The organism is Lysinibacillus sp. NPDC056959, assembly GCF_042674095.1.
Taxonomy (GTDB): Bacteria; Bacillota; Bacilli; order Bacillales_A; family Planococcaceae; genus Lysinibacillus; species Lysinibacillus zambalensis.
Window position 1 is genome coordinate 356,076 of record NZ_JBHURE010000003.1, and the last position, 22,434, is coordinate 378,509.

Below are 22,434 nucleotides of genomic sequence, written 5' to 3' on the forward strand. Positions count from 1 at the left end.
CAGGTCAGTTAGCCGTTATCGCTTGAATGCGATGATTTTAGGCTAACATCCCCTAAGCACTCCTTTCCGATTCTGTGACATCCGCCGAGGGTTTGGGCCAACGTGATGTTGGTCACTCAGTCTTTGCCACAGGACGTGGCGTTCTTAAACTGAGTTCCTATATTTCAGCAGGTGTATGGTTACCCGTTGAAAAATAACTTAAATCCACATTTATCTCATCACTATAAAGGTGGGAGACTTCTGATGAAAGAAGTTAAAAATTCCATATATTGTACTTTATCCTGAATTGAAAAAGTTGGATAATCTAACGGTTTATTTAGTGGATATGTTGGCCAATAAAGAACACAGATGATATTGCTTACTTTTTGTAGCAAAGATTCATCTTCCGCCTGGCGCAAAAGAACAACCTTCGGAAAGTCTTCATTTTTATAGCCTTCTATGAAAATGATATCCATATTAAATGTTTCATAAATAGCTAGTATATCAGCAAGCTGCCAGTTACTTTGGTGAATACTCATGCGCAAAGTACCTTCTCCCTCAACTGCTGTGACACTTGCACCAGCCTTCTCATGACGAACACTATCTTTTGAACTTTCGAACATAGGGATACCACCATGTCCATGGTGCTTGATTGTTCCTACACGAAAACCCTCTGTTGTGGCTTGTGTAATGAGCTGTTCCATTAACGTCGTCTTACCACTATTTTGATAGCCTACGATTTGTAGGATTTTTCGATGTTGTCCCATGGCCACTCACTTCCCTGCAAATCTTCTAACATTAAGACAACAACTTGCATTCCTTTTTCGTATCCACGTGATCCACCTGGTAATACAATAAAGGCATTAGCTTCCGCTAAAGAAGAAACCGCACTAGATTTATCAAAACCAGAAGGAACTGCAACTAATTGACCGTTTTCGTACGAAGCATTAGCACGTACAAAACGAGTAAACGGATTCGGTTTTTTAAAGTCCGCACCTAAAACAGCCTGTTCTCTACGTAAATGTGGTTGCTTATTACCGAATGCTGTTCGAATAATAGGTCTTGTAAATAGTTCAAACCCAACATAGCAAGCTGATGGATTACCTGAAAGTCCAAATAATAATTGACCATTTCGAGCCGCAACAGTTGTTACACTACCTGGTCGCATCGCCACTTTATTAAACAGTACTTGTGCGTCAATGGCTTCATAAATGGCAGGTAAGTAATCGTAATCACCTACTGATACTCCTCCTGTTGTAATCAATATATCTACTTCCTGAAGAGCTTTTTCTACAGCTTGAATACATAAATTTAACTCATCGCTAAATTTACCAAAATATTTGACGGTTGCCCCAGCACGTTCAATTTGAGCCATTATCATATAGGCATTACTATTACGAATTTTCCCAGGCTGTAATGCATCACTTGGTTCTAGCAATTCACTTCCTGTTGCAATAACGCCTACGATTGGTTTTCGAAAAACAGGTACTTGATCATAGCCAAAAGTAGCAAGTAATGCGACAACACCCGGATTGATGTATTGCCCTTTTTCAATAAGGATTGTGCCTTTTTGAACGTCCTCACCCTTATAGGAAATATTTGTTCCTGCTTCATAAGAGCGTTTAATTGACATATAGCGTTGATCGTCTTCTTCAAAAGTTTGCGTTAATTCTAGCATAACGACTGCATCACATCCGCGAGGGATAGGAGCTCCTGTCATAATGCGTACCGCTTCTCGATCACCTACTAAGCCCTCAAATACATAGCCCGCACCAATTTCCCCCACTACTTTAAAGGTTACTGGATTTTCTGAACAGGCTTCCTGACTATCGACCGAGCGAATAGCATAACCATCATATGGTGAGCGATCAAAGGCTGGTACATCTTGGTCTGCAGCAATATCTTCTGCTAAAAAACGTCCGTGTGCTTGCTGTAGTGATACGGTTTCTACTTTTTCTTGGAATGCAAACTGCATGACACGTTGAACAGCTTCCGCAACAGCAATTGGTTTTCTTTTTTCTAACATTTTAGAACACTCCTTTATCCGAATAAACGATAATAAATGGTTTTAGCCTTTTGTATATCTTTTACACCGTGAATAACAACTCGTCCATCTTGGAAAATCACTAGTCGATAATCTTCTGCTTGGCAAGATAATAAATAGGGATTTTGTTGAATATCACCATAAGGACGAAGTTGGATAGCGAGCTGATCCAAATTATAGTGAAGCGGTTTAGGTGGACGTATTTGAATAGCATCCCGACCACATAATACATTTAATTTTGTTTGATTTTCATATGACAAATACGGATAAGTCGGATTTGTCCCACAAGATGGGCAATCATGATTACGAATTTTTTCAACGTTTATTTCATAGTGTTGATTTTGCCAAACATCAAAAGTTAAATAACTTTTTCGTAATGCTTCTTCATTGCCTACTAAATACTTTAATACCTCAGCTACTTGATAAGCTGCTACGATTTGAACAGTCGGACTGATAATTCCTACAGTATCGCATGTCATCCCCGTATTGGGTATCGCTGCTAGCAAACAATGTAAACAAGGTGTTTTACCTGGTACAATCGTATAAGTAGCGCCATAACTGCCAATACAAGAACCATAAACCCAAGGAATTTGATATTTTTGTGCAAGATCGTTCATCATAAAGCGAATATCAAAGTTATCCGTTGCGTCTACCATCATATCTACATCTTCAAGCAGTGAAATTAATTGCTCTGTACACGCATCAACTATATATTCGTTGATTTCTACCTCAGAGTTAATGCTTTGTAGTCGTTTTTTTGCAGCGATGACTTTAGGGACTTTTTCTTGTGCATCTTGCTCAGTATATAGTTGTTGTCTTTGTAGATTACTCCATTCTACATAATCACGATCAATAATCGTCAATTTTCCGATGCCTGCCCTTACTAGAGCCTCTGCGCTAGCACTTCCTAAAGCACCAACTCCTATCATTAGGACATGCTTTTGTTTTAGTAATAGCTGCCCTTGTTCTCCGATTGGGCTGAATAATTGTTGTCTAGAATATCTATTATGCATAAACGTTTTTGCCTTTCTTTCTATGAATTTTAGTTTGACCTTTTCATTTATAGCTTTATAATAAAAGCAATGTTTTTCAGCAAAAACAATATCAACTCTTTAAAAAGGAGGCCTTTTATCTTGCATCCTACACATAGTCAACTTCCTATACGAGCTGCCATTTTAACAGTAAGTGACACACGCACGAAGGCGGATGATCATGGTGGTCAGCGTATACAAACATTGCTTCAAGAAGCTTCATTTGAATTAGCAGACTATCAAATATCAAAAGATGAACCACTTGAAATCTCAAACCATGTACAAAAATGGTGCGCTGATTCTACCATTAATACCATTATCGTAACAGGTGGAACAGGGTTTACACCTAGAGACCAAACTTATGACACGATTCTCCCTCTTTTCGAAAAAGAAATGATGGGATTTGGTGAGTTATTTCGAACACTAAGCTATGAAGAAATCGGCCCAAAAGCTATGTTTAGTCGTGCAACAGCAGGTAGTCTCGATAAAACGGCTATCTATGTGCTACCAGGTTCCACGAATGCCGTGACACTTGCCATGACAAAACTGATTCTTCCTACTGTGCAACATTTTGTCGGTGAGTTGAATCGCATATGAAAATAGCTGGTGTTGTCTTAGCTGGCGGTCAATCTTCTCGGTATGGTCAACCGAAAATGTTTGAATTATTTGCTGGTCTGCCTTTATATAAGCAAAGTCTCATAGCCTTCCAAAAAAATCAACTACATCCTTTAATTATTGCTACGAATGCTAGCTTGCAATCGAAGTTTGTAGAAGAAGATGTCCAATGGAGCATCGAAAAACAGCCTCATCAAGGACCTCTATTTGCTTTGCATCATATCATGACAAACTTCCCAGAAGTAGAGTGGTTTTTCGTAATAGCAAGTGATATGCCTTTTATTAATGCAGAATTTGTCCAAACTATGCTAACATTTATCGATGATCGTTATGAGGCTATTGTTCCTAAACAAGCTTCGAGATTACAACCTCTTGCTGCTTTATATCGACGCAGTGCTTTACCAAAAGCACATCAATTAGTCCACCAAAACAAGCGAAGTATGAAAGCCTTGTTAGAGCAACTTCAAGTGTGTTATGTTCCCTTTGAAGACGACAGCTCAACATTTATCAATATCAATTCACAACAAGATTGGCTACAAACATTTGAAAGGAAATCTAATAATGAGTAATTTTACACACTGGAATGAAGAAGGTCGTCCTAAAATGGTCGACATTTCAGAAAAAACAAGCACAAACCGTACAGCGATCGCTCGCAGTACAATCACGTTATCTGATGAGGTCTATGAAGCCATCCAACAAGGAGGCATTAAAAAAGGCGACCCAACTCAAGTGGCACAAATTGCTGGGATTATAGGTGCTAAAAAAACGGCTGATATTATCCCAATGTGCCATCCGATTATGTTACAAGGAACCGACCTTCAATTTGACTATACAAAAGCAGAGGTTGGTTACGAACTACACATTCAAGCTACAGTGAAATGTAGTGGTAAAACAGGTGTTGAAATGGAAGCACTAACTGCTGTATCCATTGCTGCACTGACTTTTTATGATATGTGTAAAGCAGTCGACAAGTCTATGGTCATTAAAGAAACTTACCTTGTTCAAAAAACAGGCGGAAAAAGTGGTGACTTTGTGCATAAATAAACATCCAATCAATTTCGCCTTGGCGTAATTGCGTCCGGATTTTGAATTGTGCTAGCACAATTCATTCCTTTGAAAATCCGTGACATCCGCCGGAGGCTTTATCTTCATTCAGCAGGTACCAGTACTTGGACACCCACTGAAAAGAAACCTCATACGCATCCATATCATACCTTCTAGGACAGTAGTTTTCTGCTGAATGAAGATAAAAATTCGGCATTATTGTGCCGTTTTTTTCTGCTCTTTAACTATAAGTCACTAATACTAACAAGCTAGTACCAACTAATACCACTCTATTTCGTCTAACCACCGATGTGTGACATTTCAATTTTTGAGTTTCTCCGCTTTTCCATCGTCTGTTCATTTCGTTCATCGGAATAGCGATCTTTTCTATTTTCCCAAACATTCGAAATGCATTGGGTGATAGTTTCATCATCTTCCCCAGACCTTAACAATTCTCGTAAACTCGTTCCCTCTGTTGCAAATAAACACGTATATAATGTTCCTTCTGCCGAAATACGGGCACGCGAACAAGTTGAGCAGAAAGAATCTGTTACAGATGATATCACGCCAATTTCACCCTTGGCATCCTCATATTGATAACGTGTAGCTACTTCCCCTTTATAATTAGGGTCGACAGGATGGAGTGGAGAAAATTGATGGACTTGGTCAACGATTTCTTTCTTCGACAGAACGTCATCTAGCCGCCAACCATTTGAATTACCGACATCCATATATTCAATAAAGCGAAGAATATGCTGTTTCTCTTTAAAATATTCTGCCATCGCAACGATATCTTGGTCATTTTTTCCTTTTTGAACAACCATATTGATCTTAACTTGTAAACCTGCTTCTGCCGCTTTTTCTATACCTTCTAATACCGCTTTCACTTTTCCGCGATGACCGTTCATCTCGAAAAAACGTTCCTCGTTTAGAGAATCTAAGCTAATAGCTACTCGTGATAAACCAGCTCTCGCCAATTCATTTGCATATTTTTTCAACAATGTGCCATTAGTCGTTAAAGCAATATCCTCTACTCCAACTATGCGATGTATACGTTCAATTAATTTTGGCAGATCACGACGTAGTAAAGGCTCACCACCAGTAATGCGCACTTTTTTCACACCTAATGAAACGAAAATCTTTACTAATCGTTCGATTTCTTCAAAACTCAATATTTTATCGGACGGTAAAAAAGCATAATCAGGACCAAATACTTCTGCTGGCATGCAATATTGACAACGAAAATTACAACGGTCTGTTACTGATATCCTTAAATCTCTTAATGGTCTTTGTAGTTGGTCACTTAGATTAGTAATTTTAATCTCTTCCTTTCATTTTGATCAATCTCGCCTTGGCGTAATTGTTTCCGGAGGCTCTAACTCATTTGGAGGTAAATGAATACGTTCCTTATGTGTATAAATATTAAGTGTATTTTGGCGAATAAAGCCTACCGTCGTAATACCTAGTTGCTCTGCCAATTGCAATGCCAATTCTGTAGGAGCAGATTTGGACAAAACAATTTCACAGCCAATTTTCGATACTTTAAGTAAAATTTCTGATGAAATCCTTCCGCTAAACACGATAATTTTGTCCTGAATGCTAATATTGTTTTTTAGGCAATAACCATAAATTTTATCTAAGGCATTATGGCGCCCAATATCCATTCGGCTTAATAAAACTCCATTCGTATCACATAGTGCTGCATTATGAACACCACCAGTTTGTTTGAAGATTTCAGCCAAATCTTGCATATCGCGCATTAAACGAAAACAATCATCTGTTGTAATACGCACATGAATACCTTCCATTGTTTTTGCTACTAATGCATCATTAGCAAAAACAAAACCTTGGCGGCTCATGCCACAACAAGAAGTTATGTAACGTTTATTTTGAATTTGTTGAAAGTAAGGATTCACACGCTTTGTTTTAACATGCACAAAGCCTTCTTTTTCTTGGTGCCAAATTTCTTCAATATCATCGTAATTACGAATAATTCGTTCAGAAGCCAAATAGCCAATAACCATATCTTCTACATACTCTGGTGTGCAAACCATCGTCACAAATTCTTGCTCATTAATCTTCACTGTAACAGCATATTCTGTGACAACAGTATCTTTTACTTCTTTGATTTGATTACCTTCAACACGTATTATGTCTCTTACTACTGCTCGTTCCATATGGCATCCCCTTTATTCACTAATATTATTTTCAAAAACAAATACGGAAATAGCAAAATCTTCTTCAATTTTGATATCTGAAAATAAATGGAGTAACTTAGTGCCCATCAATTCTTCCATGCCTTCTGGAGGTGATTTAGTATACAAATCTTGAATCATCCTAGTACGTGCAGCATGGACCATTTTTAACCCTTCAGGTGTACTCGCAATAAACTTTTCTGTCGGTGTGATATTACCATATAAAGTTGACACGGCCATGTTCTCGACGAAAACCGTATGAATACGCTCCGGTCCTTTTCCAAATATATCTTTGCGTAGTTTTCGAATAATGTCGTTGAATTCATGCACTTTTTTTGACATTTTAACGATTCTCCCAACGTAATTAATCTTTTTATCCTATGTTCATGGGGGTCACCCTTATAGTTTGTTAATAATATAGCAACTTAAATAAAAATTAAAGAGAAAATATTCAATGATAATTATTCTCAATCAATAATTTTTATTATAATTATTGTCCATTTTAGCTGAAAAGGCTATAATAAGTGATATTATGTATGGAATGAAAGTATTTTGATTCTTATGTCATGGTTTTATACAAAAGGTTTGAACTTTTGGCATGGTGGTTTTAATATTTATATTCTATAGTTATATTGAATAAAAAATAAAAGTAGATTGAATTTTTAGCAAGGCCTGTTAAGAATTTTATCCACCATGACTAATCAGCATGTTTTAACGTGCTTTTTCATGGTGGATTTTTTTATTTTTCAGCAATATCAACATTGACAACTAGTAATACATGTTCCTACATCTATTTTAATGTAGAAAATGGATAAATCGGGAAATGACATGATAACAAGACCATTTTTTTAAATGAACAAGACAATTCAACAAAAAAACTCGTAGTCCTATTCTCGGTATATCCCCAGTATTAACCTGTTGCCAAAAAAGTCTCAAAGAACAAAAGGAGGAAATCACCTTGACTAAAATTAACATTAATGGCCAATCGTATGATGTAGCAGAGGGAGCTACAATACTTGATACCATTAATCAAAATGGCATCGCCCACCCACAAATTTGTCATGTACCATCTGTTGACCCTATCAAAACTTGTGATACATGTATCGTTGAAGTAAACGGACAGTTAGTTCGCTCTTGTTCAACAAAAGCTATAGACGGCATGGATATCCAACTTACTTCTGATAAAGCGAAAGCTGCACAAACAGAAGCGATGGATCGTCTACTAGAAAACCATCTGCTGTATTGTACAGTTTGTGATAATAACAACGGCAATTGTACATTACATAACACAGCAGAATTAATGGAAATTGAACATCAAAAATATCCTTATCAACCAAAAGTTGAACCTCACGAAGTAGACATGTCGCACCCATTTTATCGATATGATCCAAACCAATGTATCGCATGTGGACAGTGTGTAGAGGTTTGTCAAAACTTACAAGTTAACGAAACATTATCTCTTGACTGGGAAGCTGAAAGACCAAAAATAGTTTGGGATGAAGGCGTTGCCATTAACGATTCTTCATGTGTAGGCTGTGGACAATGTGTTACCGTTTGTCCATGTAACGCATTAATGGAAAAATCAATGCTTGGTGAAGCTGGTTTTATGACTGGACTTAAGCAAGAAACATTAGATCCGATGATTAGTTTAATTAAAGAAGTCGAGCCTGGCTATAGCGGTATCTTCGCTGTTTCTGAAGTCGAAGCTGCTATGCGTAGTAAACGTACGAAGAAAACAAAAACAGTTTGTACTTTCTGTGGAGTAGGTTGTTCGTTCGAAGTGTGGACAAAAGACCGCAAAATTTTAAAAGTGCAACCTTCTGAAGGTCCTGTAAATGCTATTTCTACTTGTGTAAAAGGAAAATTCGGTTGGGACTTCATCAACTCTGAAGAACGAATTACAAAACCATTAATTCGTAAAAATGATGCATTTGTTGAATCTTCATGGGATGAAGCTCTTGACTTAATTGCTACTAAACTAGGTGGCATTCAAAAAGAACACGGTTCTGGTTCTGTCGGCTTTATTTCTTCTTCAAAAATTACAAACGAAGAAAACTACTTAATTCAAAAAATGGCACGTCAATTATTCGAAACAAACGACGTTGATAACTGCTCACGCTATTGTCAATCTCCAGCTACAGATGGCCTACTACGCACAGTTGGTATAGGTGGCGACGCTGGAACGATCAAAGATATCGCAAAAGCTGGCCTTGTTATTATTGTTGGGGCAAACCCTGCAGAAGGTCACCCTGTTTTAGCTACTCGTGTAAAACGTGCCCATAAGTTACACGGTCAAAAATTAATTGTTGCCGACGTTCGTAAACATGAAATGGCTGAGCGTTCTGATATTTTCATACGCCCAAAACAAGGAACAGACCAAGTATGGTTAATGGCCGTTACAAAATATATGATCGATCAAGGTTGGCACGATGAAGCCTTCATTAAAGAGAACGTGCACTTCTTTGATGATTTTAAAGATGTACTTGAAACATACACACTAGAATATGCAGAAAAAGAAACGGGCATTTCAAAAGAAACGTTGATAAATGTTGCTGAAATGATTCGTGATGCTGACGGTACATGTGTACTTTGGGGTATGGGTGTTACACAAAATACAGGTGGCTCATATACATCAGCTGCAATCTCTAACCTACTTCTAGCTACTGGTAACTATCGTCGTCCAGGCGCAGGTGCCTACCCTCTTCGTGGTCACAACAATGTTCAAGGTGCTTGTGATATGGGTACACTACCAAATCTATTACCAGGTAATCAAAAAGTAATAGACGACGAAGCACGTAAGAAATTTGAAGAAGCATATGGTGTGAAAATCAAACCTGAACCAGGTCGTACGAATATGGCAATGTTAGATGCTATCATGGAAGGTAAAATGAAAGCAATGTATTTAGTTGGGGAAGATATGGCACTTGTAGATTGCGATGCTAACCATGTAGATAAAGTACTTTCACACTTAGACTTCTTTGTTGTACAAGATTGCTTCCTTTCACGTACAGCACAATATGCGGATGTTATTTTACCAGCAGCACCTTCTCTTGAAAAAGAAGGTACTTTCACGAATACAGAGCGTCGTGTACAACGACTATATCAAGTATTACCAACACTTGGTGAATCAAAAGCCGATTGGGAAATCCTTCAATTAGTAGCCCGTCGCCTAGGTGCTGATTGGAATTACAGTCACCCAAGTGAAATCTTTGCTGAAATGGCTAGTCTTGCTCCATTCTTCTCGCAAGCGAACTATGATGTATTAGAAAATTGGGGTAGCTTCTGTTGGGGTAGCCATGATGGTAAAGACACACCTTTACTATATGAAGATGGCTTTAACTTCCCTGACAAAAAAGCTCGCTTTGCTTTAAATGATTGGATCAGACCGGTTGAATACGAAGCGCAATATGATTGCCATATTAACAACGGTCGTATGCTTGAACACTTCCATGAAGGAAATATGACAAATAAATCAAAAGGTATTCAATCGAAAGTACCTGAAATTTTTGTTGAAGTATCACCAGAACTAGCAAAAGAACGCGGCATTGAAGATGGAGCTCTTCTTCGTTTAGTGTCTCCTCAAGGCGCATTAAAATTAAATGCCCTAGTAACAGATCGCGTACAAGGAAATGAGCTTTTCTTACCTATGAACTCTGTTAGCAAAGATTCAGCGATTAATTTCTTAACGGGCCCAGCAGGAGATATCAATACATCGACACCAGCGTACAAACAAACAAAAGTACGCGTAGAAGTATTGAAACAAAAAGGAAAATCTCCACTTCCTAGAACAAACCCGCGTTATAAAAAACGTCATCCACAAAATGGTGTTGAGGTAGAACGCAAATGGAATCGTCCTGGCTACGTTCACTTAACAACTAACGAAAGGGAGTGATTTCATGGCAGCACCAATTACGACAATAAAAAAAGCGCAAGTAACAGAAGAACAACTAAAGGAAGAAAAGTTAGAAAATTTAAAGCAACTTCTTTCTGAGAATGAAGAAATGGTTAACCAGGTCTTTACGATCATGGCAGAACTAAATGATATCGGAGCACTAGAAGCAGCTACGAAACTACTAGAAGCAAAAGAAGAGGTTACCCATATTGCTCTTGGTCAATTAACTCGTAAGCCTGTTACGAATATCATCAACAACTTAATGGGTGTTGCGGGAGCATTAACCGAACTGAACCCAGAAACAACAACAAAGCTAATTGAAGGCTTAAATACTGGCTTAGATGAAGCGAACAAAGCTGTTGAATCTGATGAAAAAGTTAGTGCCTTTAAGCTGTTCAAAATGCTAAACGATCCTGATGTTAATCGTGCTGTAAATTTTGGCGCTCACTTCTTAAAAGGGCTTGGCAAAGGCCTAAAATAGGAGGATGGTTATATGCTAACGAACGAGCACATTTTAAAAACTTTGCAGAAAGTTGATGACCCAGAACTTCATAAAAGCATCGTTGACTTGAATATGGTACGTAATATTCAAGTTAACGGTACGGATATTTCACTAGATATTATCTTGACTATTCAAGGTTGTCCTTTAAAAGCAAAAATCCAACAAGATGTTGAAGAAGCGTTGAAAGAGATCGGTGCATCAAAAGTCTCCATTACATTTGGTTCTATGACGGATGAAGAACGTCGAAGTTTAACAGCTTCTTTAAAATCAGAAAAAGTTACGGATAAAGGTATGCCTACAATGCTTCTACCCGATTCTGGTGTCAAATTTATTGCAATTACTAGTGGTAAAGGGGGCGTCGGTAAGTCTACTGTGACGATTAACTTAGCAGTAGCCCTTGCCCGTCTTGGCAAACGTGTTGGTATTTTAGATGCAGACATCTATGGATTTAGTATTCCAGCTATGATGAAGATCCATCAAAAGCCAACAATGCTTGACCAAACAGCTATTCCAGTAATAAGCCATGGTGTAAAAATCATGTCGATGGGTTTTTTCACAAACGAAAACCAACCTGTCATGTGGCGTGGTCCAATGCTCAACAAATGGATTCGCAATTTCCTTGTTAATACACATTGGGATGAATTAGATTATCTCCTTATCGATTTACCACCTGGTACAGGAGATGTAGCCATTGACATGGCAGCAATGATTCCACAAGCACAGGAAATCATTGTCACAACACCACACCTTGCAGCTTCTCATGTTGCTTCTCGTGCAGGTCTAATGGCTCAACATACGAAACACACAATTCTTGGTGTTGTTGAAAACATGGCTTATTTCGAAAATTCAAATGGTGAAAAGAACTATTTATTCGGTCAAGGTGGCGCAGAAAAATTAGCAGATGAGCTTCAGACAAGTATCATTGCTCAAATTCCATTTGCGCAACCCGAGGAAAATACAGGTTCTTCTGTTTACGACGAAGACTCTATTATCGGTGAAGTATTTACCCACCTTGCAGAAGATTTGATGTATCAATAAAGTGAAATTTTCATCAGTAGGCGTTTTCTTCATCCCCTACTGATGAATAGTCTTCACCAAGCAGGCTTTTACAGGCAGTTAATCTTCCGCCTAAGAGCATGATAAAACACAAAAATCCTTGTCTCGCTTTTAACATGAGACAAGGATTTTTTTATGGAGCCATGTTCAAATTTGAAATACTCCCTACTATTTAGTTCAATAGCCAGCCTTCTTTAAAACCTGCATAAAATAAAAACGGTACGTATTTTTAACGAAAGAATCTAAAGGCAGCCCAACATTTAATTGATACTTTGTAAAAATAAAATAAAAACGTTTATCCCATTTTAACCGTAATAACTCCCCAGCATCTTCACCATATTTCTCCGTAAACTCCTCAATTAAAGGTTCAATCATATAGTAGCAATAGTCTTTTAAGTTTGCGAGAGCTTCTATATCTTTCTCCTTTTGAAAACGTGTAATCCAATCTACTAATTGTTCATTCATTTTAAAATCCATCTTTCTATCTTGAGTTTCTTCCTATTATATTATATCTCTTTTTATAAGATTTCTCTTCTCTCGTTTCTTAGACATTTGGATTATTAAAGTCTTTAACTAAATTTGAAAAAAGCCTTGCATAAGCAAGACTTTTTAGGACTTTACTTTTTATTTAACTTCTTTCCATAAAGACAATGCGAAAATCCAATTCGGATCTCCATATCCTTGATAGCTTTGAACCGCTTCATATACTTTACCTTGGTGCTCTACTTTATCACCTTTTGTGTACGCCTTACTTGGGCTCCATTGCTCATAAGACGACCCTTGCTCTTTTGTAGTTACAGTAAAAATAGAACTTTTAATAGATTCATTTCCAGCTGCATCAACGGCTGTGACCGAATACTTATAAGTTGTATTTGATTGAAGATTCTTGTCCATAAAGGATGTAGTTTTCGATGTTCCAACTACAGTCATTTGTCCTTCTGATGTCCCTCTATAGATAACATAATGGTCAACTGCTACATTATCCTCTGATGCGCTCCACATTAAATCTACACTTGATGATGTTACCGCCATCGTATGTAGTGCAGTTGGTTGCGTTGGTGCTTCCGTATCTGGAGTTGCTTTCATTGTCTCTACAGCTATAGACTCACTTTCTTTAGAAACATTTCCAGCTGCATCCACTGCCTTTACTGTATATGTATATTTTGTTTCTGCTTTTAAATTTTTATCTGCGAATGTAGTTCCCACCACATTTCCAACTACTTTACCATCACGTAATACTTGATATTCTTTTACACCTACATTGTCTGTAGAAGGATTCCATTTTAGCTCAGCGCTGTTAGAAGTAACTTTCGTTGCATGTAATCCAGTTGCTTGAGATGGAGCTTCCTTATCTATTTCCACATTATTCATCAAATTAACATCAATGACATTATAGAAAGCATTTGCAGTATTCGATACATCCCAAACAGCTAAAATAACGTGGTAGCCACTACGATCCGTTGGTACGTTAATTGTATGAGTTAAATTAGTTGATGCTTCAGTACCGTTATGTTCAACAGTTCCAATTGGCTCAAGATCAGCACGGGTTAATGGCTTATTAGGATCCCATCCCTTTTTCGTAATATAATAGTGCCATTTACTTGTTAAATGCGACTGAGTGTACTTCCATGTAAAGGTATTCGATCCCCCTGTAATCGTATTCTTAAACCAGCGAGTTGCAGTTTGTTGATCTAGGATGCCATCAAACTGACCTCCTGCAGATGCAATTTTACCATCAACTGGTCCACCTTGTGGAAATCCTTTTTTTGCCTCTAAGCTCTGTGGCTCATACATAACCCTTCCACAACTCAAGTTAAGCGCGCCATAACTTTGGCTACATAAAGCAGCACGGCTAGCTGGTTTTTCAACAAACCCATGCGCAGATGCATTTGGTGCCATTGCAATCCCCATGATTCCCGCTGCTAATAATGCAGCACTTATCCCTTTTTTACTCTTACCTAATTTTGTGAATTTAATGTTCATATAACTAGTCTCCTTATTTTGAAATTGTGTTTCTATTGGTATAATAGCTACTAATGTACTAATAAGCAAACTGTAAATAAACATGATAAAAGGTATATTAGTTGAGTATGTTTTCCCTTAAAACACATAGAGAAATAGTACTAAATATAATAAATACATTATCATTTTGTTATATTTCATTTAGAAGTGCTACGGATTTTATCAAAATGTTCATAAAGTGTTCAAGTTAAATTTGTCATTTTTACAATTTCGACAAATAAATAAAGACTAAAAAACAGCTCTTGCTTCCTAGGCATGAGCTATTTTCACAAGAAGTACTTTCAATTCCAAACTGACTCTTTTGCTTCTTTACTATCTATCTAAAATATATATAAACTATTAGTAATGAGATTAGCAATACTTATTCTTATTCGAACGAGGAAAACTCGCCTTATTCTAATTTGCGAGCCCTTTATTATATTCAATCCACTTTTCCATTTCTCTCTCCACGGCTCGATTTTGCCATTCAAACCAAATACCAGAACATTCACTACAATGACTGTCTACCCCACTTTTATTATTCATATCTTTACGTGTAAATACAGTTTTTTTACGGCAGCTGTAGCAGTAAACCTCTTTCTCTTTATCAAATTCCATAACGATCAACTCCAACATTTTTACACCTATTTCTTTCCTTTTTTTATATAAATTATTCTAATTTTATAAAAGAATCGTTGCTGAGAGAAATCCAGAGTGCTATATGAATTTAAAAACTCATTCTGTATCTCGTACATACATTACTTAACAGAGTTAAAAAATAGTTTGGCGTGAACTTACTTATTACATGTGAATAATTACATTTAACCAAATAGGAGTTAAGTTCAACAAATATTTTCTACGATAGATAGCGTAGACATCGGATTAACAACGATCGAGTCCTAGCTTACCTCCACGCTAAATATTCCCTTTAAATCCGTATTTACATTTAAACTGTCTTTTTTAGACCATGCAAAAAACCCCCTTACGTTTAGTTAGAAGGCGTTTCAATTTCGGCAGTTAGACCGCTTCATTACGTATATATGTACCCTTGAAGGGTGCGAACACTAATCGCATCCTTGGAGGATCTGAATAATGTTCACATCTTTGGGAGAACATTATGCACATCCTTAAGTTAATGGCAAAAATGCCACAAACTTTCTAACAAAAATGTTAAGAAGTTTATGCGGTAACCACTGTTCCCCTTAGTGTTGCCGAATTTTAACCAACTAAAAATTGAGTTGGTTAAATATCCATTGAACCTCGCCTCAATTTTCTGTTATTATTATCCTAATTACATAATTAAATCCAATATATAATTACATAATGATAAAAAATTACTGAGGGGTAATAACATGAAGAGAAAAACAAAATCGGTTATCAGTATCATTGTAATTTTAATCATTTTCGGTGGAGCATTTAGTTACTTCAAATTCACCGAACAAGTGGAGAAACCTACACCCGAGGAAGAAAAAGTAAAAGCAGTTGTTGTTGGTAATGATGGAGAAATTCTTGAAAGTAAAACAAAAGCAGAATTGCTTTATCCTGATAATTTAGTAGAAAGCCAAGTGAGCGAAGCCATTCACAGCATGTCTCACCAAAAAGTTCAATCTGGTGCCCAATGGGGTCGTGAGCAAATAACACAAGAAAAAATTGAACGATTGCTGATTGTATGTAAAATGAACGATTATAAATATAATGAGATTTACATCTCAATATTGGAAAGATGGTCGAAAGGTGATTTTTCTAAAGCAGTTGAAGATCATAATGCAGTTTGGGAAATTCATGGCGGAGATGAAGAAGCTCCAGGAAAAGCAAGTCGTTTGTCCACACCAGAGGAAGAAATGTACTATATAAAAGAATACTTCACAGATAAACCTGACAATCAAGACGAATCAAATAATAGCTCTCAGCAATGAGTGCTATTTTTTATTCATCTTTAGAACCAACCATATGAAAATATTAAAATATTTTATGTTAGTAGGTTTACTAATTTGAAGAAATACAATATATAGAACAACATTTTACGGACAAAAAATAGGCGATTTTTTTAATGCACCTTTTACGCTAATAAATAAAAAATCATTTGTTTTTCCGTAATACGAGCGAATTTTATTATTTTGTTCGATTAGCACTTTGTATAGATCCATAAGTTGTTCATCTAATGGCAGTTTTAACAGTTTATGATTTTTCATTATACTGCCAGGCAAAGTTAATACCTTTTCTTCAAAATCAATGTGGCTGCTTTCAATCATGCCTAAGGTTTTTATACGGACACCTGTTTTATACATTGTAAGAACTGCTATGGCATCACGTAAACCAATAAACGTTGAGGTATCCAATAGTGAAAGCAAAATATTCAAATCATCTGCAGTAGCACCCTTTTTAACAACTTTATCGACTTTGATTTGAATGTTTAACCAGAATTTAATAGGTAACCAACCGTTATTGTGACATTTACCCAATACTGCCTTTAGACATTTAATCGAGTTAATTTTGTAGAATCTGTTACGTTCATGCTTTCAAACCATTTGTAAATTGTATTCACATTGATTTCTTCAACGTATTTAATTCCAGCTGCTTCAACGAATTGATTAAAAATTAATTTATAATCTTTTAATGTACGTCCCGATAACCATTCAACTCCATTTGAAGAGCAACAATTTCAAGAGCATTTTCCGTAGTCATTCCTTTTGGTTCTGGTGCTACTTCTTTCGGTTTTAGAACATCAATGTCGATAGCAACATCAAATATACCTTTTTTCTTTGTCAAAACAAAAAACCTCCAATAATTTCATTGGAAGTTGATTGTAACGATTTATCGGGGATTTTCACGTTAGGTTTGAAAACCTTTAGTAATACCTACACTCGACAAACCGTTGGTACTATTGAGTTTTCTCAAAGTTTTGTGACGTCCCAGGAGGGATTCGAACCCCCGACCGACGGCTTAGAAGGCCGTTGCTCTATCCTGCTGAGCTACTGAGACATGATGTTATTTTATGTAGTCCATATCAAGGACAATATTTATTATATGTCCTTTTCACGATAAAGTCAACATTAATTTTACTATGAAGGCAAGGTTTGCCTCATTATTAATATTATATGATTTCCTGTACCTCATTATGCCATCTTTCTACTCTACTTTTGTTAAATAATAAAAAGCAAAAAACTGAGAGGAGCTAACATGTTTAAAGATTTAGTAGTTGTCGTAACTAGCGGTGCACAAGGGATTGGACAGCTAATACGAAAGAACAGGTTGTCTTGTTGATCATTTCGATATCATTCATATTTTAATAATAAGGCGGGTAAATTTCAACATAAATCTTTTTATGACGTAACATGGATGAATGGAATGATTTGATACAAACAAATAATTTTTTACAATCATTAATCTAATAGTTGATGGTGGGAAGACAAAGAAAATGATGTATAAAAAAAACCATATTCACTCCGTTCATAACATTGTTTTCTCATATATGGAAATACCTCAGAGTATTCTACAGTAGAAGGAAAAATTAGAGGGAGTGGATATACATTGTACCCATATTCAAGTGGATATTACGTCAGTCCTTTAAGTGCGTTATATAAAGCTACTTCCACGCAATATACTGCACCTGTTCGCCATTTTTTATTGCCGCAGAACGATTCTCGTCGCTGTATCAGTAGAGCAGAAGCAGATTTTATGGCTATGAATCGTTTATTATGGATGGAGCATGTCAATTGGACGAGGATGACGATTATTAGTATAGTGTTTGGCTTACCTGATCTACCCTTTGTGCAGAAGCGACTGTTACAAAATGCGACGGACTTAGGCAATTGTCTACGTCCTTTTTACGGCGACCAAATTGCTGATCGTTATACTGAGCTGATTAAAGAACATCTTGTTATTGCTGCGCAGCTAGTAACTGCAGCTGCCAAAGGAGATACAGCAACAGCGGATGCGAAGGAAAAAGAATGGTATCGTAATGCTGACGATATTTCCATATTTTTAAGTAAAATTAATCCATACTTGAGTATGGAGGAAGTACAAAAAATGTTCTATACACATCTAGCTTTAACAAAAAAAGAAGCCGTGACTATGATTCAGAAAAACTATCAAGAAGATGTTGAAGTTTTTGATGACATTGAAGCAGAGGCACTTGCTATGTCGGATATGATTGCAAGCGCCATTGTTAAGCAATTTTATTACCTCTTTTATTAACGTCAATAAATCGATGATTTCTTTTCCAAAATTGGCGAGAAAATTTTAGCCTGTTTACTCTTTGAATAATGAGCAATCGGTTGAATGCCTTGTATTGATTCCTTCACAAATGGCGCTATTGTATTTCTTTCAATATTAATGTGGACTCGTTGTAGCTGCCATGGCAGATGCTCTATATCTATGCGAAATAAAGAATTTTTCCACTTTGACCAAGAATGATAACGTTCCACTAGCCATTTATCAAAGGTAGAACTAATTATTTCACTGGCAATCGGTTGATATGAAATTTTCAACCTTTCTGCCAGTGCACCGTAAAATAAACTTGTAAACGAAAAATTGTTCTCTTTTTGTTTGATAGATATTTTAGAATGACGATATGTTAAACCGCCCTTTGTAGCTATTTGTACAATAAAACAATTCGTAATATCGGAATTTAAAAAATAGACTCCCTTCATGCCGTTATATGTAACATATGTCCGTACATTAAGCTGCAAATAGGAATCCACTCCTGGTAATGGTGGTAGGTATCTTAGTCGTTGCCCATTAACTTTAAATAGGACAGCACTAAGCCAAGCGTTATTTTCATAGAGATCCAATTGTAACCCTTGCGGAATGTACTGCTCTATATCCTTAGGTGATACCGGCCAATGTAAGAACAACACATCTTGCCAAATTTGCGTCAAAACCCATGATTTATTCCACATAAAATAACTCCTTTCTGTAGTTAAATTATTTCCTACGAAGGAGTTATTCAAACAAACATGATTATTTTTGTTCTGAATCTAACGTTTCCGTTTCTTTTTCTACATATCGGTAATATAAATTGCGCAGTTCGGATTCTTTATAATTGCCTAAATGACTTTTAAATTGTGGATGCACCAAAATACCATGATCTCGAAGTTGCTTTACAAACCAACCTTTTGAATACTTATGCACTGTACACATTCCCCTTCACTACTATTCATACATAGCGTATGCTCAGGAATTTATGTAGTGACAATTTTCTCAAAATAAAAAAACGAAATGGTCAAAGAATTTTTGATGAATGTTGTGGCTCTTTAAATGGTGATTTCCGTTCCAGGCTACACGCTTTGTCACTGACGCTTCGCTTTCGCGCAGAATAAAACATTATTGCTGTCGCCTCGCATTCGCACAAAAAGCCCTTATTACTGAAGTTTGCTTTTATAATCATCAAATAGAGTGATATGTCCTATACATACTATGTGAAAATGGTTGATTGGAGTGGAGGCTGGGCGACTCCTTGGGGATTAGCGTCACAGATGAGACCCTGCAGCGAAGCGAAGCGGCTCATCGGACGCCCCCAGGAAAGCGCCCAGCCGGAACGGAAATCAACCCCTTGTTTTTCCGTAGAGCCATACTTTATCTAATATGGCTCTATTCCCTCATTCTCCACTTATGTGCCACAAAACGTTCGATATGGTTGGCTAGATGGTGTTGGTAATGTCGCGTATTCCTGCTGCTCTTTAGTATGTGCAAAAGGTTGAGCAAGAGCTTCTAGTAATTGCTCCATTACACTATAGTCTTCTCGTTCAACAGCAGCCTCTAATGCTTCTTCTACACGGTGATTTCGTGGAATAACCGCTGGATTGTGCTCACGCATTAATTGCTGAGACATGTCTTTTGTTTCTTGCTGTCTTTCTTGTCTTGCTAGCCAATTTTTATGCCATTCTTTAAATTCTTCTGTACTAAATAACGCTGATTCAGTGAATTTTTCAAAGGTTAATGCGATAAATGTATTCGTATAGTCTGCTTGATGTTGTTGCATTAACTTTAGAAGCTCTTCAATAAGTGCCACGTCCTGATCTTCTTCGTTAAACATCCCTAGCTTTGCTCGCATACCTGTTACCCAGTTTGCATAATACAATTGAGGATATTGCTTTAGAGCCTCTTGAGCTATGTGTATAGCTTCTTCCTCATTTTCATGGATTAACGGTATTAATGATTCGGCAAATCGTGTTAAATTCCATCCTCCGATATTAGGCTGGTTACCATATGCATAACGACCTTGTCGATCAATCGAGCTAAATACTGTCGCTGGATCATAAGTATCCATGAAAGCGCATGGACCATAATCAATTGTCTCTCCACTAATGGCCATATTATCTGTGTTCATGACCCCATGAATAAAACCAACTAGCTGCCATTTTGCAATAAGAGACGCTTGTTTCTTTATAACTTCCTGTAGTAGGGTTAAATAACGGTTTTGAGCTTTATCAGCATTAGGAAAGTGCCGTTCTAAAGCATAATCTGCCAATTCTTTTAGCTCCTCCTCCGTTCCAAAATTCGCTCCATATTGGAAAGTTCCAACACGCAAATGACTGCTTGCAATACGCGTTAAAACTGCGCCTGGGAGCTCTGTTTCGCGGAGAATCGTTTCGCCTGTAGTCACGATTGCTAAACTTCGAGTAGTTGGAATGCCAAGTGCATACATAGCTTCACTCATAATATATTCACGTAGCATTGGACCAAGTGCTGCTCTGCCATCTCCGCCGCGGGAATAAGGCGTTCTTCCTGAGCCTTTTAGTGCGATATCAAAGCGTTCATGAGCTGGTGTTAGTTGTTCACCTAATAACAGTGCTCTGCCGTCTCCTAGCATATTAAAATGACCAAATTGATGCCCTGCGTAAGCTTGTGCTATAGGCATGCCTCCGTTCGGATTGTTGTTACCAGCAAAAATCGCTACCGCTTCTTCGCTTTTCAGAGCATTACTGTTTAATCCAAGTGAATTGGCTACTGATTCATTTAATAAGATTAACTTTGGTGAGCGAACTGGATTTAAATTGATTGTTGTATAATAAATGCTTGGTAGGCGGGTAAAGCTATTATTAAAATTCCATCCCATTGTATTTTCCATGTTTTCTCCTTTGTTTCGTTTATATTTATTTTTTCTACTTCATCATAAACAATTCATAGCCATTTTTACCATTTGTATAAACTTCTTTCAGCAAATGTTTTATGTAGCGACAGCGAAGCATCAGCTACAAATGTTTTATGTAGCGACAGGTACAGAATTCTCCTACCTCCATAGGGAGTGAGATGAATGCAGATTTAAGCTGCTTTTCAGCGGGTGTCCAAACACTCGATGAAATAGAGGAACTCAGTCTAAGAACGCCACGTCCTGTGGCAACGACTGAGTGACCAACATCTTGCTGTGTTGCTGTCGCTTCGCTTTCGCACAGACAAAAACACGTTGCTGACGCTGCGTTAGCACTACGCTTTCGCGCAAAAAACATCTGTTGGCCCAAAGCCTCCGGTGGATGTCACGGAATTATGCCGAGGCTTAATTGATTGAGAAATAAAACAAAAAACGCTTATAGTTTCTATAACTTAAGCGTTTTTGTTTCATCATTTTCGCATAAACTTGTGGGTGGAAATACAGCTATTATCATCCGTAAAGAACTTTACTTCAAAATAAGTATCTTCAACCTCTACAAGGGCAAAGCTTTTTTCTTTACGACCTCGTGGTTTTAATAAGCTCCCCGGATTTAAAAATAATACATCATCAATCATTTCCGCCCCAAGGACATGAGAGTGACCAAAGCACGCAATTTGCGCGTTTACTTCTTTTGCACGATAGGATAAAGACAAGATAGAAGTTTTAACATTGAATAAATGGCCATGTGTGACAAAGATTGTAGCATCCTCTAAATCGAATACTACTTCATCAGGGAAAGCTTTATCAATGTCACAATTCCCTCGGACTTTCTTCAATCCCTCCAATGCTTTATGGGAGAAAGGAAGTTCACTATCTCCACAATGAATGACTGCATCGACATTTGGGTAAAAGCCACGAACTTTTTCAATCACATTACTATCGCCATGTGTATCACTCATGACAAGTATTTGCATGGATATCA

The 22,434-nt window shown here is 37.2% G+C and carries 23 protein-coding genes and 1 tRNA gene; 8 read left to right on the forward strand and 16 right to left on the reverse strand.

All coding sequences use genetic code 11. The annotated features are described in order from the left end of the window. Window positions 1-221 precede the first annotated feature (221 nt). The 3 genes from mobB to ACFTQ7_RS05965 are packed head-to-tail and all read right to left on the reverse strand — an operon-like array spanning window position 222 to window position 3,036. Window positions 222-752, reverse strand: coding sequence for a molybdopterin-guanine dinucleotide biosynthesis protein B (gene mobB, locus ACFTQ7_RS05955; protein WP_386827711.1), 531 nt, complete (start codon window positions 750-752; stop codon window positions 222-224). Further along, the gene (locus ACFTQ7_RS05960; protein ID WP_386827712.1) at window positions 713-2,005 is read right to left on the reverse strand and encodes a molybdopterin molybdotransferase MoeA; all 1,293 of its coding nucleotides are present in this window, start codon (window positions 2,003-2,005) and stop codon (window positions 713-715) included. The genes mobB and ACFTQ7_RS05960 overlap by 40 nt, the downstream gene beginning before the upstream one ends. A 14-nt stretch (window positions 2,006-2,019) precedes the next feature. Continuing rightward, window positions 2,020-3,036 (reverse strand): thiazole biosynthesis adenylyltransferase ThiF, encoded by a 1,017-nt coding sequence (locus ACFTQ7_RS05965; RefSeq protein WP_386827713.1) that lies wholly within the window; start codon window positions 3,034-3,036, stop codon window positions 2,020-2,022. 120 nt (window positions 3,037-3,156) lie between these two features. Here ACFTQ7_RS05965 and ACFTQ7_RS05970 point away from each other — a divergent pair, with 120 nt between their 5' ends. Genes ACFTQ7_RS05970 through moaC form a run of 3 tightly spaced genes read left to right on the forward strand, consistent with a single transcriptional unit; the run spans window position 3,157 to window position 4,713 of the window. Beyond that, window positions 3,157-3,651 (forward strand): MogA/MoaB family molybdenum cofactor biosynthesis protein, encoded by a 495-nt coding sequence (locus ACFTQ7_RS05970; RefSeq protein WP_386827714.1) that lies wholly within the window; start codon window positions 3,157-3,159, stop codon window positions 3,649-3,651. After that, window positions 3,648-4,238, forward strand: coding sequence for a molybdenum cofactor guanylyltransferase (locus ACFTQ7_RS05975; RefSeq protein WP_386827715.1), 591 nt, complete (start codon window positions 3,648-3,650; stop codon window positions 4,236-4,238). Before ACFTQ7_RS05970 ends, ACFTQ7_RS05975 begins: the two co-directional genes overlap by 4 nt. Continuing rightward, entirely contained in the window at window positions 4,231-4,713 is a 483-nt protein-coding gene (moaC, locus tag ACFTQ7_RS05980) for a cyclic pyranopterin monophosphate synthase MoaC (protein ID WP_386827716.1), read from the forward strand. The genes ACFTQ7_RS05975 and moaC overlap by 8 nt, the downstream gene beginning before the upstream one ends. A gap of 299 nt (window positions 4,714-5,012) precedes the next feature. On the opposite strand, the gene moaA is transcribed toward moaC, so the two are convergent. Genes moaA through ACFTQ7_RS05995 form a run of 3 tightly spaced genes read right to left on the reverse strand, consistent with a single transcriptional unit; the run spans window position 5,013 to window position 7,250 of the window. Then, complete coding sequence (gene moaA, locus ACFTQ7_RS05985) at window positions 5,013-6,029, reverse strand: GTP 3',8-cyclase MoaA (RefSeq protein ID WP_386827754.1); 1,017 nt, start codon at window positions 6,027-6,029, stop codon at window positions 5,013-5,015. Between the two features lie 24 nt (window positions 6,030-6,053). After that, a complete protein-coding gene (fdhD, locus tag ACFTQ7_RS05990) occupies window positions 6,054-6,890 on the reverse strand; it encodes a formate dehydrogenase accessory sulfurtransferase FdhD (protein ID WP_386827717.1) in 837 nt (278 codons plus the stop codon). A gap of 12 nt (window positions 6,891-6,902) precedes the next feature. After that, window positions 6,903-7,250: a Na-translocating system protein MpsC family protein gene (locus tag ACFTQ7_RS05995; protein WP_323651379.1), complete on the reverse strand. Its 348-nt coding sequence runs from the start codon at window positions 7,248-7,250 to the stop codon at window positions 6,903-6,905. A gap of 616 nt (window positions 7,251-7,866) precedes the next feature. Between ACFTQ7_RS05995 and fdhF the strand changes: the two genes are divergently transcribed. The 3 genes from fdhF to ACFTQ7_RS06010 are packed head-to-tail and all read left to right on the forward strand — an operon-like array spanning window position 7,867 to window position 12,340. Further along, window positions 7,867-10,800, forward strand: a complete 2,934-nt coding sequence (gene fdhF / locus ACFTQ7_RS06000; protein WP_386827718.1) for a formate dehydrogenase subunit alpha — start codon at window positions 7,867-7,869, stop codon at window positions 10,798-10,800. Window positions 10,801-10,804: 4 nt separating this feature from the next. Further along, on the forward strand, window positions 10,805-11,281 hold the full coding sequence (locus tag ACFTQ7_RS06005; protein WP_386827719.1) for a helical membrane plugin domain-containing protein: 477 nt from the start codon (window positions 10,805-10,807) through the stop codon (window positions 11,279-11,281). A 12-nt stretch (window positions 11,282-11,293) separates the two neighbouring features. Next, the gene (locus ACFTQ7_RS06010; protein WP_386827720.1) at window positions 11,294-12,340 is read left to right on the forward strand and encodes an Mrp/NBP35 family ATP-binding protein; all 1,047 of its coding nucleotides are present in this window, start codon (window positions 11,294-11,296) and stop codon (window positions 12,338-12,340) included. A 195-nt stretch (window positions 12,341-12,535) separates the two neighbouring features. Here ACFTQ7_RS06010 and ACFTQ7_RS06015 read toward each other — a convergent pair whose 3' ends face one another. The 3 genes from ACFTQ7_RS06015 to ACFTQ7_RS06025 form a co-directional block, all read right to left on the reverse strand. Continuing rightward, complete coding sequence (locus ACFTQ7_RS06015; RefSeq protein WP_049667586.1) at window positions 12,536-12,823, reverse strand: hypothetical protein; 288 nt, start codon at window positions 12,821-12,823, stop codon at window positions 12,536-12,538. Window positions 12,824-12,982: 159 nt separating this feature from the next. Further along, window positions 12,983-14,341 (reverse strand): lytic polysaccharide monooxygenase, encoded by a 1,359-nt coding sequence (locus ACFTQ7_RS06020; RefSeq protein WP_386827721.1) that lies wholly within the window; start codon window positions 14,339-14,341, stop codon window positions 12,983-12,985. A 435-nt stretch (window positions 14,342-14,776) separates the two neighbouring features. Then, the gene (locus ACFTQ7_RS06025) at window positions 14,777-14,977 is read right to left on the reverse strand and encodes a hypothetical protein (RefSeq protein WP_386827722.1); all 201 of its coding nucleotides are present in this window, start codon (window positions 14,975-14,977) and stop codon (window positions 14,777-14,779) included. Between the two features lie 734 nt (window positions 14,978-15,711). On the opposite strand from ACFTQ7_RS06025, the gene ACFTQ7_RS06030 reads away from it, so the two are divergent. Further along, on the forward strand, window positions 15,712-16,275 hold the full coding sequence (locus ACFTQ7_RS06030) for a DUF6241 domain-containing protein (RefSeq protein WP_349659283.1): 564 nt from the start codon (window positions 15,712-15,714) through the stop codon (window positions 16,273-16,275). Window positions 16,276-16,380: 105 nt separating this feature from the next. On the opposite strand, the gene ACFTQ7_RS06035 is transcribed toward ACFTQ7_RS06030, so the two are convergent. From ACFTQ7_RS06035 to ACFTQ7_RS06045, 3 genes are all read right to left on the reverse strand, one after another. Beyond that, entirely contained in the window at window positions 16,381-16,821 is a 441-nt protein-coding gene (locus ACFTQ7_RS06035) for a tyrosine-type recombinase/integrase (RefSeq protein WP_386827723.1), read from the reverse strand. A 151-nt stretch (window positions 16,822-16,972) separates the two neighbouring features. Next, window positions 16,973-17,128, reverse strand: coding sequence for a hypothetical protein (locus ACFTQ7_RS06040; protein ID WP_386827724.1), 156 nt, complete (start codon window positions 17,126-17,128; stop codon window positions 16,973-16,975). 139 nt (window positions 17,129-17,267) lie between these two features. Continuing rightward, a tRNA-Arg gene (locus tag ACFTQ7_RS06045) sits at window positions 17,268-17,341 on the reverse strand. 549 nt (window positions 17,342-17,890) lie between these two features. Here ACFTQ7_RS06045 and ACFTQ7_RS06050 point away from each other — a divergent pair. After that, a complete protein-coding gene (locus ACFTQ7_RS06050; RefSeq protein ID WP_386827725.1) occupies window positions 17,891-18,556 on the forward strand; it encodes a hypothetical protein in 666 nt (221 codons plus the stop codon). 2 nt (window positions 18,557-18,558) lie between these two features. On the opposite strand, the gene ACFTQ7_RS06055 is transcribed toward ACFTQ7_RS06050, so the two are convergent. From ACFTQ7_RS06055 to ACFTQ7_RS06070, 4 genes are all read right to left on the reverse strand, one after another. Further along, entirely contained in the window at window positions 18,559-19,260 is a 702-nt protein-coding gene (locus ACFTQ7_RS06055; RefSeq protein WP_386827726.1) for a YqjF family protein, read from the reverse strand. A 61-nt stretch (window positions 19,261-19,321) separates the two neighbouring features. Further along, window positions 19,322-19,501: a DUF2639 domain-containing protein gene (locus ACFTQ7_RS06060; RefSeq protein ID WP_349659277.1), complete on the reverse strand. Its 180-nt coding sequence runs from the start codon at window positions 19,499-19,501 to the stop codon at window positions 19,322-19,324. 469 nt (window positions 19,502-19,970) lie between these two features. After that, the gene (locus tag ACFTQ7_RS06065) at window positions 19,971-21,431 is read right to left on the reverse strand and encodes a protein adenylyltransferase SelO (RefSeq protein ID WP_386827727.1); all 1,461 of its coding nucleotides are present in this window, start codon (window positions 21,429-21,431) and stop codon (window positions 19,971-19,973) included. A 491-nt stretch (window positions 21,432-21,922) separates the two neighbouring features. Beyond that, window positions 21,923-22,426 carry a metallophosphoesterase gene (locus ACFTQ7_RS06070; protein ID WP_386827728.1) on the reverse strand — a complete coding sequence of 168 codons (504 nt, stop codon included), beginning with the start codon at window positions 22,424-22,426 and terminating at the stop codon, window positions 21,923-21,925. Window positions 22,427-22,434 lie beyond the last annotated feature (8 nt).

Excerpts from the sequence above, each read along its gene's own strand:
- ACFTQ7_RS05995 (WP_323651379.1), bottom strand. The coding sequence starts at position 7,250 with ATGTCAAAAAAAGTGCATGAATTCAACGACATTATTCGAAAACTACGC.
- ACFTQ7_RS05965 (WP_386827713.1), bottom strand. The coding sequence starts at position 3,036 with ATGCATAATAGATATTCTAGACAACAATTATTCAGCCCAATCGGAGAA.
- ACFTQ7_RS06070 (WP_386827728.1), bottom strand. The coding sequence starts at position 22,426 with ATGCAAATACTTGTCATGAGTGATACACATGGCGATAGTAATGTGATT.
- ACFTQ7_RS06005 (WP_386827719.1), top strand. The coding sequence starts at position 10,805 with ATGGCAGCACCAATTACGACAATAAAAAAAGCGCAAGTAACAGAAGAA.
- ACFTQ7_RS05960 (WP_386827712.1), bottom strand. The coding sequence starts at position 2,005 with ATGTTAGAAAAAAGAAAACCAATTGCTGTTGCGGAAGCTGTTCAACGT.
- ACFTQ7_RS05975 (WP_386827715.1), top strand. The coding sequence starts at position 3,648 with ATGAAAATAGCTGGTGTTGTCTTAGCTGGCGGTCAATCTTCTCGGTAT.
- ACFTQ7_RS06055 (WP_386827726.1), bottom strand. The coding sequence starts at position 19,260 with ATGTGGAATAAATCATGGGTTTTGACGCAAATTTGGCAAGATGTGTTG.
- ACFTQ7_RS06025 (WP_386827722.1), bottom strand. The coding sequence starts at position 14,977 with ATGGAATTTGATAAAGAGAAAGAGGTTTACTGCTACAGCTGCCGTAAA.
- ACFTQ7_RS06030 (WP_349659283.1), top strand. The coding sequence starts at position 15,712 with ATGAAGAGAAAAACAAAATCGGTTATCAGTATCATTGTAATTTTAATC.
- moaC (WP_386827716.1), top strand. The coding sequence starts at position 4,231 with ATGAGTAATTTTACACACTGGAATGAAGAAGGTCGTCCTAAAATGGTC.
- ACFTQ7_RS06010 (WP_386827720.1), top strand. The coding sequence starts at position 11,294 with ATGCTAACGAACGAGCACATTTTAAAAACTTTGCAGAAAGTTGATGAC.
- ACFTQ7_RS06060 (WP_349659277.1), bottom strand. The coding sequence starts at position 19,501 with ATGTGTACAGTGCATAAGTATTCAAAAGGTTGGTTTGTAAAGCAACTT.
- ACFTQ7_RS06020 (WP_386827721.1), bottom strand. The coding sequence starts at position 14,341 with ATGAACATTAAATTCACAAAATTAGGTAAGAGTAAAAAAGGGATAAGT.
- ACFTQ7_RS06015 (WP_049667586.1), bottom strand. The coding sequence starts at position 12,823 with ATGAATGAACAATTAGTAGATTGGATTACACGTTTTCAAAAGGAGAAA.
- ACFTQ7_RS06065 (WP_386827727.1), bottom strand. The coding sequence starts at position 21,431 with ATGGAAAATACAATGGGATGGAATTTTAATAATAGCTTTACCCGCCTA.
- fdhD (WP_386827717.1), bottom strand. The coding sequence starts at position 6,890 with ATGGAACGAGCAGTAGTAAGAGACATAATACGTGTTGAAGGTAATCAA.